Genomic DNA, 16,507 nt, shown 5'->3' with positions numbered 1-16,507 from the left:
CTTTCGGTGATTCCACGGCCATGCCATAAAACGCGCAGAATCCCACTTGTCAGGTGCACGCTTTGTTAGGCGGATTGGGTTAACGGAACCAGCTTTCAGATGACCTCCCAGGCTTGGATGCGGCTGCGCACGGCAGGCAATTGAACAAAAGAAATCAAAAAGCTGCTGCTATTTTCGCGCCAAAGCGGGCGAGATGCAATAGTATTTCTGAAAGATATGCAGATTACCGAACCCGCCAAAGGCTTCAGGACCAAAGCCCATTTGAGCAAGGGAACCGCGTGGCCAACGACGAAGCGAATTGCATTTTGTCATTGCGGGCGGTCGGCATTTCAGGCGCGCTTTGGCAGAACTTCTTTTACCCAATTCCCCAGTATCCGCCTTCGTTGTTCACCCCAAATTTTTCCGATAAGCTGCCTCGCGACTTCGATCTTCGCAATCCAGGCCGGTCCTGCCGGTCGAACATCGACTTCGCACACAACTATTAAGAAGACTTCCGTACGCGGAACCTGAACCACACACAGAGGGGAACACCATGAAATTGTCCACCATCATCGCAACTCTCGCCGCTGCCACCACGCTGGGCTACGCCTCGGCCGCGACCGCGGCACCCGTATTCATGTCGGGCGAATGGGGTACTGCAATGTGCAAGGCGTGGAATGCGGATCCGGTATTGACCAAGAAGCTGAAGAAATCCGGCTGGGTCGATAACAATAACAAGCGCGGCTACAAGATCATGCAGATTTACACCAACGACTGCCCCAATGCCCCGCGCGTGGAAATGCGCATTCAGGACCAGGACGGCATCGCCAAGTGCACCTACGGGGGCCTGGCCCAGTCGGAAGAGCCGAACACAAGCTACGACTACATCATGCACGCCAGCACCAAGAACTGGAAAAAAATGGGCGCCGGTGATCTTGGCCCGATGTGGGCAATGACGACCTTCCGCCTGAAGTTCAGAGGCCCCATGGGCGAGGCCATGGGCAATATGGGTCCGTTCAAGAGCTTCCTGAGGCTGACCGGCAAGGTCGATGCCGACTTTTCCTCCTGCCCGGCCGCTACACCGGCCAAATAGTTAACTCCGGCAGGCAAACCAGGCTCAACCGGGGCTGTCCCGCCGCAAGCGGGGCGGCCCTTTTGTTTCAGGCCGTAGACCGCGCAGCGGGCCAGCCGACCCCCACAGCACTCACTCTGGTCGGCTCCCTGACTACGTTGGTCGACCCTCCCCGACCCATCCAATTCACGTCTTGGTGAAAACTGTTTACACTCTTCATTAAGTCACGTCTTCATGTCCCTACTTCGGCAGGGCGATACCCGGCATCAGAGCACCCCAGAGCTCGCGGATTACAGGAGCTGCGGACCCATGGCCACCGTTGTAGTTGTCGACGACCACACGACCAGTCGCGAAATCCTCGCCGAGTTGATTCGCAGCATAGGCGAGGACATGTCGGTAGAGTCGTTTGGAGATCCGGCCGAAGCCCTGGCGTGGACCCAGGAACATCCCGTAGACCTGGTTTTGACTGACTACAACATGCCGAACATCAACGGCATCGAGTTCCTTCGCTCCCTGCGATCCAGTCCCCGCAATGCGGACATTCCGGTGGTAATGGTCACCAGCCTGGAAGACCGACACGTCCGCTACGAAGCGCTTGATGCCGGAGCATCCGATTTTCTGACAAAACCGGTCGACCAGTACGAGTGTCGGGCCCGTTGTGCAAACCTGCTCGCGTTACGGCGTCAGCAACTGGCGACCAAGGACCGGGCAAAATGGCTTGAGCGCCAGGTTTTGAATGCGACCCGTGAGATCCGGCAGCGCGAAGAAGAGACCCTCTTGCGGCTGGCGAAGGCAGGCGAATACCGGGACGAGGAGACAGGAAACCACGTATTGCGCATGGCCCGGTATTCCCGCCTGATTGCGGAGGCCCTGGGCCTGGCGGAAGACCATTGTCGGGTCATCGAGTGGGCCGCTCCCATGCATGACATTGGAAAAATCGGAATTCCCGATAACATCCTGCTCAAGCCCGGCTCCCATACCCCTGATGAATCGGAGTTCATGAAGCGCCACACCCTCATAGGCTTTGAAATCCTAAAGGAAAGCCCGTCGCAGTACCTTCAGCTTGGCGCCGTAATCGCCCTCGGTCACCATGAGAAATTCGATGGCGGGGGCTACCCGCGCGGCATCCGGGGCGAGGACATTCCTCTTGCCGCGCGGATTGTGGCGGTAGCGGACGTATTTGATGCCCTGACCTCCGAGCGCCCATATAAGCCTGCCTGGGCGATTCCACAAGCGCTGGACTACCTCGACGGGGCGCGGGAAAGCCATTTTGACCCGGACTGCGTCGACGCCTTTCTGGCGCAGATCGATCGGGTCAAGACGATTTACGAAGACCTCAAGGACGATATCAATCCATATCGGGCCACCCAACGGAGCGACGCAGCGACCAAGCGGGAACCCTAGTCCGGGCATTCTTGCTGCTTTCCCCCGATGTCACCCCGTCGGGCCGAATTCGTTCCCCCGCCACTGTCCGCACCAAAATACCGACCGCATCGATCCGAACTTGTATAAATATATGATATATAAGGTAGCGGGAAGGGATGTCGCGCTTCCGAAGCGGAAAAGATCGACTACACTTAGTGGTCCGTACCGGGGCGAACGACAAAAATACCCGGGGCATGGGGATCGGAATGACTGACGGCAAGCCGAACGCACTCAAGACTGCACGCGAAAAGCCGTGGATGACTCGCATCCTGGCCCGATACCGCAATCGCCCCGACACAGAGGTCGGTCAGGCGCTCGTGCGTGTCCTGGTAATGTTGTTGGTCGTGGGATATCCGGCTATCTATACGCACACCGTCGGGCACACGGACTGGACCTGGCTGTGGGCCGCCGGCGGCTTCTTCCTGTTCTCTATCGCCATCCTCGCCTGGATTGGCATCGATCCGAGGATCTCACCCGTGCGCCGGGTGGTTGCCATGGTCTCGGACATTTCGATCACGACCGTCGGCCTGTACTTGTGGGGTCAGCTGGCCAGTCCGCTTGTAATCATTTATTTCTGGGTAACCAGTGCGAACGGCATCCGCTTCGGCCCACGCTATCTGATCGCGTCGATGTTCCTCTCCATGGCCGGTTTCGCCGTTGTCATGGTTACCAGCCCGTTCTGGTCGCGGTTCCCGATTCTGAGTTTCGGGCTGCTCATAGGCCTCGCGGCATTTCCCCTGTACATCCTGAACTTGCTGAATCGACTGACAAACGCCCTGGAAGCTGCGGAATCAGCCAATCGCGCCAAGAGCAATTTTCTGGCAAGCATGAGTCACGAACTGCGCACGCCGTTGCAAGCGATCATCGGAATGGTTCACCTGCTTCTGGACACGCCCCTCAACAACAAGCAGCTGCACTTTGGAAAGACAGTTTCAAGTGCAGCACAAAATCTCGCGCGGTTGATCGACGACATTCTGGACATCACTAAAATCGAGGCCGGCAAGCTGGCGCTGGACCCTGTCGATTTCGACCTGCACGCCCTCATCAACAATACGGGCTCGCTGCTGGCGCTCCAGGCGACAAAGAAAGGTCTTCGCTTTTTGATTCATATCGATCCTCGCACGCCCTATCTTCTGCATGGTGACGAACTGCGCCTGCGGCAGATCCTGATCAACCTGGTCGGCAATGCAATAAAGTTCACCGACAAGGGCCACATCGAGATTCGCGTCAGCCCCGTGGGTGACGAAAAAGAGACGACAATTGCCTTCTCCATAGCCGATACCGGGGCCGGGATTCCAAAGGAAGCACAGGCACATGTGTTCGAACGATTCGAACAGGCCGACAACAAGATTACACGCAAGTACGGCGGAACCGGATTGGGGCTGGCCATCTCCAAGGAAATCATCGAAGCCATGGGTGGAGAACTGTCTTTGTCCAGCGAACCCGGGGTGGGAACGACATTCAGTTTCAGCCTTCCCTTCCGTCGACAGGAAATCGCGGAGACCAACGAGCTGCTCCGCGGCCGCGCCCTGGTCGTGTCTCGTGATCAGGCATTGGTAACCCAACTACAGGAATGGCTGAGCGGCTGGGGCCTGGCGTTGCGCACTCGGGACGACCTCCTGACTGTCGACATGCTGTCGGGTGTGATCGCCGACGGAGAGTACACAACCGTTATCGTCGATGAACGCTCCGTGACCGATGCACGGGACTTCGCATATGCAGTGGGTCGTCTCGATACCCCTTCGCGCCAGTCGGTGGTGATGATTCGGCGGCGAACCATTCCACCCACTCCCACCCTGCTCAAGGCAGGTCTGTCCAGCACACTGACCCTTCCTTTGGACAAGAGGCAGTCTTTCCGTCCTTGTTGCCGACGATACGGCCGTGAACCAGAGTCTGCTGCAGGAAATTCTGCAACGCGCAGGCCATCGGCCGTATGTTTGTGGCAATGGTGACGAGGCCATTGACGCCCTCTCGGACCGGGACTTCGATCTGGCTATCGTCGACCTGCACATGCCGGGTCGATCCGGGCTGGAAATCGTGAAGGCCTATCGCGCCATGGACCCGCTGGGCGCACCGATGCCATTCATCGTGCTGACAGCGGACATCACCGCCCAGGCGAAGCAGATGTGCCGGGATGCCGATATCGATCTGCTCCTGTCCAAGCCCATTCGTCCCCATGAATTGGTCCAGGCTATAGACACCGTCGTCGAACGCGCTGCCAAGGGCCTACGGATCGAACGCCGCCAGACACGGAAAGCTCCCGACCAGACACCCTTGATCGACTACGAATACCTCATGGAACTTCCAATAGATCCAAAGGTGATCCAGAAACAGATCCACCATTTCATCGACGACACGACCCAACGCATACAGGAGCTCGAAAGCCTGCGCGATGACGGGAAGTTCGATGTCTTTCGCGACCGCGCGCATGCACTGGTTGGCGCTTCGGGCACCATCGCGGCGAGCGCCCTGTCCGAGGCATGCCGACGCCTGGAAACCGCCTCACCGCGCTTCCTTGCATCCGACGAAGGCGGACAGGCACTACGCCAGCTGCGCCAACTCTTTGAACGGTCCAGCGCAGCCCTGACCTCGTACACCAAGGTCGTCGGCCAGTAGGCCAGGGTCACGCGTCCGCGGCTGCCGGCACCCGATTCGCAAGCTTCCGACGTTGCGTCTTGACGATTCGTTCCATAAGGCTCAACTCACGCTCGGACAGTGTCAGCGCGGCGTCCGCCCAGTAGGAGACCGTATCAATCAAGTGCTCGTACACTACCGGTGTTTGCTGCGTACGGATGCGGCGGATCGCCTCGCGTGCGTGCCGGCGACGGTCGGTGTCACGGATGATATCGAGTACGGCCTGTTGGCCTTCCCCCGTTTCGACCAGAACGTCGATCAGACCCCGCTCGTGAAACTCTTCCGCGCTGTAGACCTTGCCTGACAGGAAGATCTGCTGGGCTTCTCCGGGAGTGATGCGTTGGCTCATGAAGTGCATTGCACCCATGCCCGCAAACAGGCCGAAGCTGACCTCCGGGAAGCCCATGGTCGCGCCGCGCTCGGCGACGATCAGATTGGATGCCAGCGCCATTTCCAGGCCGCCGCCCTGCGCGGTTCCCTCAATCAGGCTGATACCGGTAATCGGCAAGTCCAGGGACCGCGACCAATGGTAAGTCAGGTCGACACAACTTTTTCCATACTCGAAGAGTCCTTCCCGATCACGCTTGCGGATCAGGTCGATGAAGAGACCCAGGTCACCGCCGAGGCTGAAAATCTTCGAATAGGCCGAGGTGACAACAATGTATTTCCACAGGCTGTATCCATCCCGCGCTATATCGTCGTTGATGAGGGTCCGCGCATCGTCCGCTGCCTGCCGGATCGATTCCAGCAGCCCGGGTGTGTAGCTCGGCAGAGGGCTCGGATTCATCGAGAAGAACAGCGCACCAAGATCGGCGTCGCCGTACATTGAGCCCTCGGTATAGGATTTGACGATTTCGCGAAGAGGTTGGCTTGCCGGGAATACCGGCTGTACTGACATTTGTGGCTTCATCGGGTGCAATCTCCCATCAGTTCGTTGTCGAAGCACCCCCCGTTTCTTGTTCCATGTCCGGAGTCCCCTGTCCGTTTCTATGCCTTTTCCCTGGCCCGTTTCCCTTGTCTTTGATGACGCCGGCCCTCCATTGAAAGGACTAATTTTTTGGTTGTCAACTACCAATTGCAGCGGGATCGGGTATTAGAGCCCTCTTCCATGCCAGGACCGCATTGTTGCCACCGTAGCCGTAACTGTTCGAGAGCGCGAAATCGATCGCGCCTGAACGAGGCTGCGGTGAAATATCCACGATACAACCTGCTCCCTTCTGCCTCACCCCAAGGGTCGGTGGAACCTGTTGATCCCGAACCGCCAGGACCGTGAGAGCCGCTTCGATCGCGCCGGCTGCACCCATGAGGTGCCCCAGTTGAGACTTGGGTGCACTGACCATGGGCGGCCGCGGAGAAGAGCGGACTACACGCTCAATTGCGTCACACTCCGCGCGGTCCCCCTGCGGGCTGGATTCGCCATATGCACTGACGTAGTGCACGGCCCCTTCGTGCATCCCCGCATCCTGGATCGCGAGGCGCATGGCACGGGCGAGGCCCTCGCCATGAGGGCTTGGATCCGCGCGGTCGTGGGCGTCGCACGTACTGGCGTAGCCAGCAAGTTGGGCATAGATATGGGCCCCCCGTCGTTCGGCGTGGGCGCGCTCCTCCAGGACGAGCATGGCAGCTCCCTCGGAAAGCACGGTTCCATCCCGCGACGAGCCGAACGGTTGCAGGCAAGGTTTGGTGCCCCCGGTACCGGGGCTCAGAGAACCATCCGCCGCAAATGCCGCTGCGATGATGTCGCTCAGGGGCGCATCGGACGCACCGGCGAGCATGATGTCGGCATCCCCATACTGAATGATGCGCTGGGCCCGGCCGATCGCATTGATACCCGTCGTGCCGTGGGTCGACAAGGCGAGTTGTGGACCCTTGAGTCCAAGGCGTACCGACAGCTCGCCCGCCAACATGTTGATCGGCGCATACATGACGAACCTTGGAGAAACGGCCCGGGGCCCCCGCCTGAGTATGGCGTCGATACTGTCGTGGATCACTTCGGCGCCCCCGCAAACCGAGCCGGCCACTACGCCCATGCGCTCAAGGGTCGCGTTCCCGTCGGAAAGACCGGCGTCGCGAAACGCTTCATCCGCAGCGACCAGCCCAAAGCGCATGTACGGAGGCAGGCGATTCGCCTCGCGGGCATCCAGGAACGCGGGAAGGGAATGCGATACGACCCGGCCACCCTGCCGGATCAGGTATTGCCCGAACCCCACTGGTGATTCGAGAACTCGAATTCCACACGTACCGTCCAGGATCTTCTTCCAGGTACTCCTGGAGTCTGCACCCAGGGGCGACAGGATTCCGATCCCCGTTACTACGACGTCGCGTTTGACTCGATTGTCCAAGATGACACTCTTCGTTCCTGGCCTCGCTGGCCTTCAGCAACAGTTCGGATCGACTCCAGTACCTCCTTGTCCCTCCGTGTACCGAAGATCATACCCCAATAACTGATACAATGGGCGAATGGAATCCGGTGTCCATACCATTACGCCCCGGCGGTTCCGCGTCGCATTCCCCGACGACATCCCTCGCTATTGGGCAAACGGGAGTCCGTTTCTGACGGCGATCCTGAATACCTACACCCTGCTCGTACCGGACAACGAGCTTTACTATATCCGCACACTACGAAAAATTCTGGGTCGAATCGACGATCCGGGACTAAAAAAGGATTTGCTCGCATTTTTCCGGCAGGAAGGTGAACACGGTATGGCACATCGCCGGTACTGGAACAATCTGACCCACCAGGGATTCAGAACAAATGGTTTCGTCAGAATCACAAGCATCGTCCTGTATCGCGTGATCGAACCGGTCCTTCCGCTACGTATCCATGTTGCCATCGTGGCTGCGATCGAACATATCAATGCGCTACTTGCAAGGCTGTTTCTCTCCAGGAAATTGTTGCACAACTCCGATCCCTACATGCGGCTGCTATTTGAGTATCACTTCGCGGAGGAGATTGAACACAAGTCAGTCAGCTTCGACGTGTTGCGTGCCATAGGAATCGGATGGGCCCTTCGCTCACTTGCCATGCTGTTTGTTGCACCCGCCATGTACCTGACCTTCACCATTGGCTCCGTTTTCCTGTTGGCCCAGGATCACCAGCTTTTTCGCTGGCGCACCGTTCGGGACGCCTGGCTCCATCTGATTCGACGCGACCGGATGATCGCAGGAACGGTTTCCGGAATTGCCCGCTATTGCCGGCCAGGCTTCCATCCCCGGCAGGAAAACGACCAAGCACTGGCCGAAGCGGTATTCGAAGGTGACTTTGCCCGCTTGGCCGGTGGACCTTCACCAAGCCCTGAATAGAAACCGGATCCACCCCGCCGATCAGGCATTGCAGCCGAGGATTTCCGGTCAGCGTATCGCCAGAACCGGACAGCGCAACTGCGCAAATGTTGCCCCATCACGAGCGAGCAGCGGGCTGTCGTGCGCCAGTAGCAGCACGCCGCACCCTTCCCGCGAAAGAAAAGAAACCAGTTCACGACTTTGCTCTTCCGGAAACCGGCGGAATGTCGCTTCCAGCCCGGGGTCCAGACCGGCCTTGGCCTGTTTCTTCAGCTCCCCCAGCACCTCGGCCGGGCCAAAGACAAGCACGAGCAGTCTTCCATCGCGCCGCTGGGCCAGTTCCGCGGCGGCCCGCAGCGCCCTCTCCGAACCGGGTACGCCCTCATACAGAACGACTACAGGGGTGTCCAGAGTCTCGCCATACCTGACGGTCACCCGGCCGCGGACACCGACAGCGACGATATCGGCTCCCTTGGCAGCTGCCAGCACCTCCGTCAATACCCGGCCCCGGGCAACCGCAAAGCTGCAGCTGACCTGATGGCGAGCGGGAATATTCTGCGCGGCCGCGCGCGCCTGACCTGCAAGGCGCTGCAGGGTCCGCTCCATCGACGCGATACCCGGAACCCGCCGGGACGGGAGGCCTGGCCCCGCCTCCCGCGCAAACGGCAGTCCGGCAAGTCGCAGCAGGTCAGCATCCTCAACGAAAATGCTGGACAGGTCGGCATCGAGCAGCGTCGCCAGTTCCGCGGCGGCATCCAGTGCGGCAAGGCTGTGCCCGGTAGCGTCCAGCGCCACCAGGATACGGCGTCGAACCACCTTCGCCGGCTCAGTCATCGGATTCCTCTTCATGCCGGCGTGCCTGTTCGGCCATGACACGGAGTTTATCCTCGACGCGGCGATTGATACTGTCGGCCGGATACTCGCCCTGCTCGTTGCGCGCACCGGCCTCGATCCCGGTCAACAATTCCATGCCCTCGTCCACGGTCTTGATTGCCCATATATTGAAGCGGCCTGCCGATACGGCGTCGACGATATCCTTCCGCAACATCAGATGCTCGATATTCGCATGAGGAATGATCACGCCCTGGTCGCCACTGAGATCGCGCGCCGCACACACATCATAGAAACCCTCGATCTTTTCATTCACCCCGCCGATGGCCTGGATCTGGCCATGCTGATTGATCGAGCCGGTCACGGCGATGGCCTGACGAACCGGAGCGCTGGCCAGGGCCGACAACAGGGCAAACAGTTCCGCCGCGGACGCGCTGTCTCCCTCGACTCCGCCGTAGGTCTGCTCCAGGACCAGGCTGGCGGAAACCGACAACGGTTGTTCCGGGCAGTAGCGCCCGGACAGGAATCCGGACAGGATCAGGATTCCCTTGGAATGAATCGGTCCACCGAGCTCGATCTCGCGCTCAATGTCCACCACCTCTCCCTTGCCGACACGGGCGCTGGCCGTGATCCGGCTGGGGTGGCCGAAGGCATATTCGCCCAGCACCGCCACGGACAAACCGTTGACCTGGCCCACGCCTTCGCCCGCGGTGTCAATCAACAATACGCCACGCTGTGTCTCTTCCTGCCAACGTTCGCGAATGCGGGACTGGCGCTGCTCGCGGGTATCGATTGCCTGCTGCACGTGTCCGGCCGCGACCACTTCACTGCCCGCCGTAGCGGCCCAATAGTCCGCTTCACGCAGAAGATCCGCAATTCGGCCAAAGCGGGTCGAAAGCTTTTCCGTATCCTCGACCAGCCGCGAACTGTGTTCGATAACTCGCGCGACCGCGGACGGGTCCATTGGATGCAACTCCTCCCGTCGACAGAGGGTTGCGATCAGACGTGCGTACTGGTCAAGATCTTCCGGAGTGCGGGACATGATGTCATCGAAATCCACGGCCACCTTGAACAGTTCCGCAAAATCGGGATCGAGTTCGCTCAGCAGGTAGTAGAGACTGCGATCGCCGAGCAGAACGATCTTCACCGCCACCGGAACGTCTTCGGGCTCCAGCGAGACCGTACTGACCAGGCTGAATACCTGACCCAGCGATTCAATGCGCATCTTGCCCGACTGCAGCACCCGCTTCAGACCATCCCAGGCGTAGGGCTGCAACAGCACCTTGCGCGCATCCAGAATCAGGTATCCGCCATTGGCCTGATGCAGTGCGCCGGGCTTGATCATGGTGAAATCGGTAATTAGCGCACCGAGCTGGGCACGGTGCTCGACGCGGCCCACCAGAATCGGATAGGTGGGATTGTCCACGTAGACGACCGGTGCCCCGGTGGTCCCGCTGTTGTCGACCAGAATATTGACGGCATATCGATTGACGAACGTCTCACGGTGCTCCTGCTCGGCCATCATCAAACCCGCAAGAGGATTCTCCATCTCATCCGTGCGGCGAAACTGGTCGGCATGGTCAATCACATCCTGCTGGACCGCGTCGAGATAGGTCAGTACTTCCGGGAGCAGGGAGAACTGGCGCCGCAACTCGTCGATCAGCTGGCCGACGGCACTCATGACAACGTCCCGGTTGAGTTGATGCACTTCCGCCTGGCTCTCGCGACGCCAGCGCGGAACCTGCTGGATCAATCGTTCCAGATCCTCCTGCAAGCGGGCTACCGTCTGTTCGATGGCTTGCTTGTCGCTGGCCGAAAGCTTCTCGTATTCGTCGGGCTTGATTACCTCCCCTTTGCGCATAGGCGCAAAGGCAAAACCGGTCGGCGTGCGCAACATCGTGATATCGTGTGCGTGCGCCTCCTTCTGCAAGGTCTCAAACAACTCTTCCTGTTTCTCTTTCAGGGCATCCTCGATCTCCTGCAGGCGGGCGCGATAGGCATCGCTTTCCAGTGCCTCCGGTACCGCGCGCCGCAACTCTTCAACCAGCTGAAGCATTTCCTTCCGCAGGCTGGCGGCCGTACCCGCGGGCAGGCCGATCGCATTGGGTTTGTGCGGATCTGCGAAGTTGTTTACGTAGCACCAGTCCTGGGGAACGGTCTCGGTAGCTGCCTTGCTCTCCACAAACCGTTGCACCACGGAACGCTTGCCACTTCCCGTGGGACCGAGTGCGTACAGATTGTAGCCGGGCCGCTGTATGCCCACACCGAAGGCGATTGCCTCGACCGCGCGTTGTTGACCGACAACTTCCTCGAGATCCCGCAATTCAGTCGTGGATGCAAAACGGAGCCCTGCGGGATCGCAGACGGTATAGAGCTGTTCCGGTTTAAGCGGCTGGACAGGCATGATGCGGTTCTTTCCCGGGCGTCGCCGGGCTCAGTCTGCGGTTTCCATACGCAGGCGCAGGAGTTTCGCCAGATGCTCGCGATCCACCCAGCCGACGACTTCCGCCCCCTCCAGCACCGGCATTTCGTTCAGGGAGAGACCCGCCATCTGCTCCAGGGCAGCGGCGGCTGCCATGTCGGGCGCCAGGGTCTTGAGACCCGACATCGGCGTCATGATGTCCCGCACCGGTGTAGTGGCCCAACGTTCCCGCGGGACCTTTTTGCTGTCGGTCACTGAGACCAGTCCGACAGCCCTGCCATTGTCCAGGACGATGTCGGCCCGCGTTCCCTCGGTCAGTACGTCTTCATTAATCCAATCGGCGATGGACGTGACGGCGGTAACCGTCGGCACCTCGCGAACCATCAGGTCACGCACCGTGAGGCCGTGGGTCACGCGATCCACGACAAAGGCACGACCACTGGCCTGGGCCGAAACCAGAAGGAACCAGCCAATTGCGAAGTACCAGACGCCGGCAAAAATGGAGCCAATGCTCAGGCTCGCATAAATCCCAAGGCCCATGAGGCCGTAGGCCACAATCTTGCCCGCTGTCACGGCCCAGTTCATGCCCTTGACCGCATTTCCCGTTGCGCCCCACACGAGCGAACGAAACACACGACCGCCGTCGAGAGGGAACCCGGGGACCATGTTGAACAGTGCGACGGCGAAATTGATGATTGAAAGCCATCTGCATGCCTCCATTGCCACATCACTGATCGGCGACAACACAATGCGCATCACATCGAAGAAACCGGCGAGGAGCAGGCTGACCACTGGCCCGGCAATGGCCACAAGAAATTCCGTCAGCGCGCTGTCGGAATCACGCTCCGATTGCGCGACGCCACCAAAGATGAACAAGGTAATCGAACGAACGCTGATACCGCGGCGAATGGCAACGATACTGTGCCCGAGTTCGTGCAGGATGATACTGCCAAAGAAAAGCAGTGCCGAAATGACAGAAGCCGCCAATGTTGTCGTCGAGGACCAATCGGGATGGCTGGCGGCAAAGTAAGTATTGAGCGTCCAGCTGATCAGCACGAATACGATCAGCCACGTATAGTGGATGCCAATGCGGATGCCGGCAACTGAACCGATCTTCAGGGATGATTCGAGCATTTTTCTATCTTACCGCGATTTCTCAGCTTACCGTATGCCTTCCGTCACTAGTCTTGAAGAGCGAGGGAAACAATCTCATATACGGCCCGCGAAAGGCCATCGGTTTCGAGAATGCGCTCCAACTCTTCCCGTATCAGGCCTTGGCGGGTGTTGTCGTACTTGCGCCAACGATTGAACGCGCCCACCAGCCTCGCCGCAACCTGGGGATTCAGGGAATCCAGCTGCAATACCTGGTCTGCTACAAAACGGTATCCGGCTCCGTCAACGCCGTGGAAACGCACCAGGTTCCGGTGGGCGAAGGTGCCGATCAATGCCCGCACCTTGTTGGGGTTGCGAATTTCGAACGAGGGATGCAACAAAAGTTCCCGTACACGAGCCAGGGTGTCCGGACGTGAACACCCGGCCTGTATGGCAAACCATTTGTCGAGTACCAGGGCATCTTCGCGCCCACGCTGATAGAAATCCTCCAGGCTCTCGGCACGCTCCGGGCAATCAATTTCCATCAATGGCAGCAGAGCGCCGATGCGATCGGTCATGTTGTCCGCAGTGCGATACTGTTTTGAAATCAGATCGATTGTAACCGGGTCACTGTTCTCCGCCAGGATCCCCAGCACGCAATTCTTGAGGCGTCTGCGCGCCATGGCATCGGGCGCCAGACGGTAGGGCCCGCCGTCGTGGTTCATTTCGTACACCTCGATCAGCCGGTCCCGCAGGGCCTGGGCAACGGTGCGCCGCAGACCAGTTCGGGCCTCGTGGATCGCATCGGGATCGGCGCAATCGGAAAGCTCGGTCAGAACTCCTTCTCCCGCTGGCACCAGTGCCTCGGCCACCAGGGCCGGATCGAGATCCGTGCGCGCGAGCATGGTTTCAAGGGCGTCGATGTAGAGCCGATCCACCGCCGGGGTCTGATCGGCCTGGATTTCCGTGACCATGCGCTGCATGACGCGGGTTGCGAGTTCCTGTCCCGCATCCCAGCGATTGAACGCATCCGTATCATGAGCAAACAGGAACGCCAGAGCTTCGTCATCAAGATCGGTCTCCAGCCGCACCGGCGCCGAAAACCCCCGCGACAGCGACAACGTGGGCGGGCGCGCTATGTTCACAAAGGTAAACGATGCCGATTCCTCACGCAGATGCAGAGGCTGCCCCGGTGCCACCTCCGTGCCATCAGCCAGGACCAGCGGCAAATCGCTGCCGTCGCTATTGAGCAGACCCAGGCATACCGGAATATGCAATGGCTCCTTGTCCGGCTGCCCGGGCGTCGGCGCGGTGTGTTGTGCCAGCTCCAGCCGATACGTCTGCCCGTCCGCGTCGTAGATCCCGCGCGCCGTGAGCACCGGGGTACCGGCCTGGCGGTACCAGCGGCGGAACTGCTCCAGGTCCATATCGTTGGCATCGGCCATGGCCTGCACGAAGTCGTCGGTGGTCACCGCCTGGCCATCGTGGCGCTCGAAATAAAGATCCATGCCTCGGCGAAAGCCCTCGCGGCCCACCAGGGTCTGGATCATGCGTACGAGCTCGGCACCCTTCTCGTACACCGTAGCGGTGTAGAAGTTGTTCACCTCCACGTACGATTCAGGCCGCACCGGGTGTGCCATGGGCCCCGCGTCTTCCGGAAACTGGCGCGCGCGCAACATGCGCACATCGTCGATGCGCTTGACCGCCCGCGACCCCATGTCGGCACTGAATTCCTGGTCGCGAAATACGGTCAGACCTTCCTTCAGGCTTAGCTGGAACCAGTCGCGGCAGGTCACGCGGTTTCCCGACCAGTTGTGAAAATATTCGTGCCCGATCACGCCTTCGATGTTCGCGTAGTCGCTGTCGGTGGCCGTGTCGGGTCGCGCAAGAACGAAGGCAGTATTGAATACATTCAGACCCTTGTTCTCCATGGCACCCATATTGAAGTCGCTCACGGCAACAATCATGTAGATGTCGAGATCGTATTCCAGACCAAAGGTCGCTTCGTCCCAGGCCATGGCCTTCTTGAGGGAGTCCATGGCATGGGCGGTCTTGTCCAGATCACCCGGTCGCACATACACACGAAGGGCCACGCGGCGACCGGAGCCGGTTGTGTATTCGTCCTCGCGAACGTCCAGCCGCCCCGCCACCAGGGCAAACAGATAGCTCGGCTTGGGAAACGGATCATCCCAGACGACCCAGTGACGGCCATCGTCAAGTACACCCTGTTCCACCAGGTTGCCATTGGACAGCATCACCGGACATGCTCCGGCATCGGCAACGATACGCGTACGGAAACGCGCCATTACATCCGAGCGATCCAGATAGTAGGTGATCCTCCGGAATCCTTCGGCCTCGCATTGCGTGCAGAACATGTCGTTCGACACGTACAGGCCCTCCAGCGCTGTGTTCATGGCCGGATGAATCCGGGTCGCGACCTCCAGGGTGAACCGGTCCGGCACCTCGCCAAGCTGCAGCCCGTTGTCATCCACGCGATAGCGCTCCGCTCCGAGGACAGCGCCATTGATTGCGAGTGAAAGGAGCTCGAGTTCTTCGCCGTTCAGCACCAGCGGGGCACCGGGACGCCCGGCGGGGTTGCGCCGAATCGCGAGCCGCGAATGCACGGTGGTCGCGTCGGGCCCGAGATCAAAATCAAGCTCGACGGTATCGATCAGAAAATCCGGCGGGCGATAGTCCCGCAGATGAATTGCGACGGGAGTGTCTTTCAGCATATCAGTGTGACCTGAAATTCCGGGTCCGGGTTCAACGGCCGTCCAGCATACCTGTGCGATCGCGAACAACCCATTCCTGCTCCGAACCCAACAGGGCACGGCAAGCGAACCTTATTCTGTCGTCCGAACTACGTTGATCCATTTGCCATGACTCTTCAAGGGCTTTCGCGTACGCGCCGCGAGCCACACTGTCAGTCGCCGGCCGGTAACGCGGGTCCGGTCCGCCTGGATCGGCGGCACGGGAAAAACCTGTTTTTCGCCGTATAACGCAGCACCCCCTCTTTTGGGATACCCGGAAATACTTGACTATAACAGTAAACTTTTATAATTTGACTGATCCAGTCAACTTTTCGACGGTTCCGTAGCCACGGACAGGATCGAGAGACGTTTAGGAGGTGAAGCCATGAAAATCTCCAGGAAAGCCCGGTTTGCCGTTTCGGCAATGGTCCGGCTGGGGCTGCGCGAAAACCGTGGCACCAAGACGCTGGCGGACCTGTCTTCGGATCAGGGAATCTCCCTTTCCTATCTGGAACAGCTGTTTGCGCAACTGCGCCGTAGCGGCGTGGTCACGGGAATCCGTGGCCCGGGCGGCGGTTATCGCCTGGCCCGTCCCGCGGAGGACATTTCCATCGCGGAAATCATCACCGCCGTGGACGATCAGGCCTATCGCCCCTACACAGGCGGGGGTGAGGACACACGCAGCGAGACCGACCGGATCTGGGACGACTTCAGCACACGTCTGTATCGCTACCTGCAGGGTGTCAGCCTCGCCTCGGTCCTGCACCGCGAGTCCGCTGAGGAACGCAAAGTCGCCTGAGCGGCACACCCCAATCGCACCGGGTCGCCCGCCAGGGCGGCCGAGGAGTATCCCATGGCATACAGCGACAAGGTTCTCGATCATTATGAAAACCCCCGCAATGTGGGGGCCCTGAACAAGGACGATGCCTCGGTCGGCACCGGCATGGTCGGGGCACCGGCCTGTGGCGACGTCATGAAACTGCAGATCCGGGTCAATGACCAGGGCATCATCGAGGATGC

13 protein-coding genes are annotated in these 16,507 nt (G+C 59.7%); 7 read left to right on the top strand and 6 right to left on the bottom strand.

Going from position 1 to position 16,507, the window contains the following annotated elements:
• The first annotated feature begins 532 nt into the window (after positions 1-532).
• From P8X48_11745 to P8X48_11730, 4 genes are all read left to right on the top strand, one after another.
• Complete coding sequence (locus tag P8X48_11745) at positions 533-1,072, top strand: SCP2 sterol-binding domain-containing protein (protein ID MEJ2107976.1); 540 nt, start codon at positions 533-535, stop codon at positions 1,070-1,072.
• Positions 1,073-1,360: 288 nt separating this feature from the next.
• A complete protein-coding gene (locus tag P8X48_11740) occupies positions 1,361-2,455 on the top strand; it encodes a two-component system response regulator (protein MEJ2107975.1) in 1,095 nt (364 codons plus the stop codon).
• A 227-nt stretch (positions 2,456-2,682) separates the two neighbouring features.
• Positions 2,683-4,428 carry an ATP-binding protein gene (locus P8X48_11735; GenBank protein ID MEJ2107974.1) on the top strand — a complete coding sequence of 582 codons (1,746 nt, stop codon included), beginning with the start codon at positions 2,683-2,685 and terminating at the stop codon, positions 4,426-4,428.
• Complete coding sequence (locus tag P8X48_11730; protein MEJ2107973.1) at positions 4,358-5,092, top strand: response regulator; 735 nt, start codon at positions 4,358-4,360, stop codon at positions 5,090-5,092. The genes P8X48_11735 and P8X48_11730 overlap by 71 nt, the downstream gene beginning before the upstream one ends.
• A gap of 7 nt (positions 5,093-5,099) precedes the next feature.
• On the opposite strand, the gene P8X48_11725 is transcribed toward P8X48_11730, so the two are convergent.
• The gene (locus P8X48_11725; GenBank protein MEJ2107972.1) at positions 5,100-6,008 is read right to left on the bottom strand and encodes a crotonase/enoyl-CoA hydratase family protein; all 909 of its coding nucleotides are present in this window, start codon (positions 6,006-6,008) and stop codon (positions 5,100-5,102) included.
• A gap of 166 nt (positions 6,009-6,174) precedes the next feature.
• A complete protein-coding gene (locus P8X48_11720; protein ID MEJ2107971.1) occupies positions 6,175-7,452 on the bottom strand; it encodes a beta-ketoacyl-[acyl-carrier-protein] synthase family protein in 1,278 nt (425 codons plus the stop codon).
• 118 nt (positions 7,453-7,570) lie between these two features.
• Between P8X48_11720 and P8X48_11715 the strand changes: the two genes are divergently transcribed.
• On the top strand, positions 7,571-8,413 hold the full coding sequence (locus P8X48_11715; GenBank protein ID MEJ2107970.1) for a metal-dependent hydrolase: 843 nt from the start codon (positions 7,571-7,573) through the stop codon (positions 8,411-8,413).
• 48 nt (positions 8,414-8,461) lie between these two features.
• On the opposite strand, the gene P8X48_11710 is transcribed toward P8X48_11715, so the two are convergent.
• From P8X48_11710 to pepN, 4 genes are read right to left on the bottom strand one after another with little or no spacing between them, the layout of a single operon-like run.
• A complete protein-coding gene (locus P8X48_11710) occupies positions 8,462-9,226 on the bottom strand; it encodes a hypothetical protein (GenBank protein ID MEJ2107969.1) in 765 nt (254 codons plus the stop codon).
• The gene (locus P8X48_11705) at positions 9,219-11,627 is read right to left on the bottom strand and encodes an AAA family ATPase (protein MEJ2107968.1); all 2,409 of its coding nucleotides are present in this window, start codon (positions 11,625-11,627) and stop codon (positions 9,219-9,221) included. The genes P8X48_11710 and P8X48_11705 overlap by 8 nt, the downstream gene beginning before the upstream one ends.
• Before the next feature lie 30 nt (positions 11,628-11,657).
• Positions 11,658-12,779 carry a site-2 protease family protein gene (locus P8X48_11700; GenBank protein MEJ2107967.1) on the bottom strand — a complete coding sequence of 374 codons (1,122 nt, stop codon included), beginning with the start codon at positions 12,777-12,779 and terminating at the stop codon, positions 11,658-11,660.
• 47 nt (positions 12,780-12,826) lie between these two features.
• Complete coding sequence (gene pepN / locus P8X48_11695; protein ID MEJ2107966.1) at positions 12,827-15,469, bottom strand: aminopeptidase N; 2,643 nt, start codon at positions 15,467-15,469, stop codon at positions 12,827-12,829.
• Between the two features lie 403 nt (positions 15,470-15,872).
• Here pepN and P8X48_11690 point away from each other — a divergent pair, with 403 nt between their 5' ends.
• Together P8X48_11690 and P8X48_11685 are read left to right on the top strand one after the other, a co-directional pair.
• The gene (locus tag P8X48_11690; GenBank protein ID MEJ2107965.1) at positions 15,873-16,286 is read left to right on the top strand and encodes an Rrf2 family transcriptional regulator; all 414 of its coding nucleotides are present in this window, start codon (positions 15,873-15,875) and stop codon (positions 16,284-16,286) included.
• Between the two features lie 54 nt (positions 16,287-16,340).
• Positions 16,341-16,507 (top strand): iron-sulfur cluster assembly scaffold protein (locus P8X48_11685; protein ID MEJ2107964.1); only part of this gene is annotated, 167 nt, incomplete at its 3' end.

The sequence above is a fragment of the Acidiferrobacteraceae bacterium genome (assembly GCA_037388825.1).
Taxonomy (GTDB): domain Bacteria; phylum Pseudomonadota; class Gammaproteobacteria; order Acidiferrobacterales; family JAJDNE01; genus JARRJV01.
This window is presented reverse-complemented; position numbering and strand designations above follow the sequence as displayed.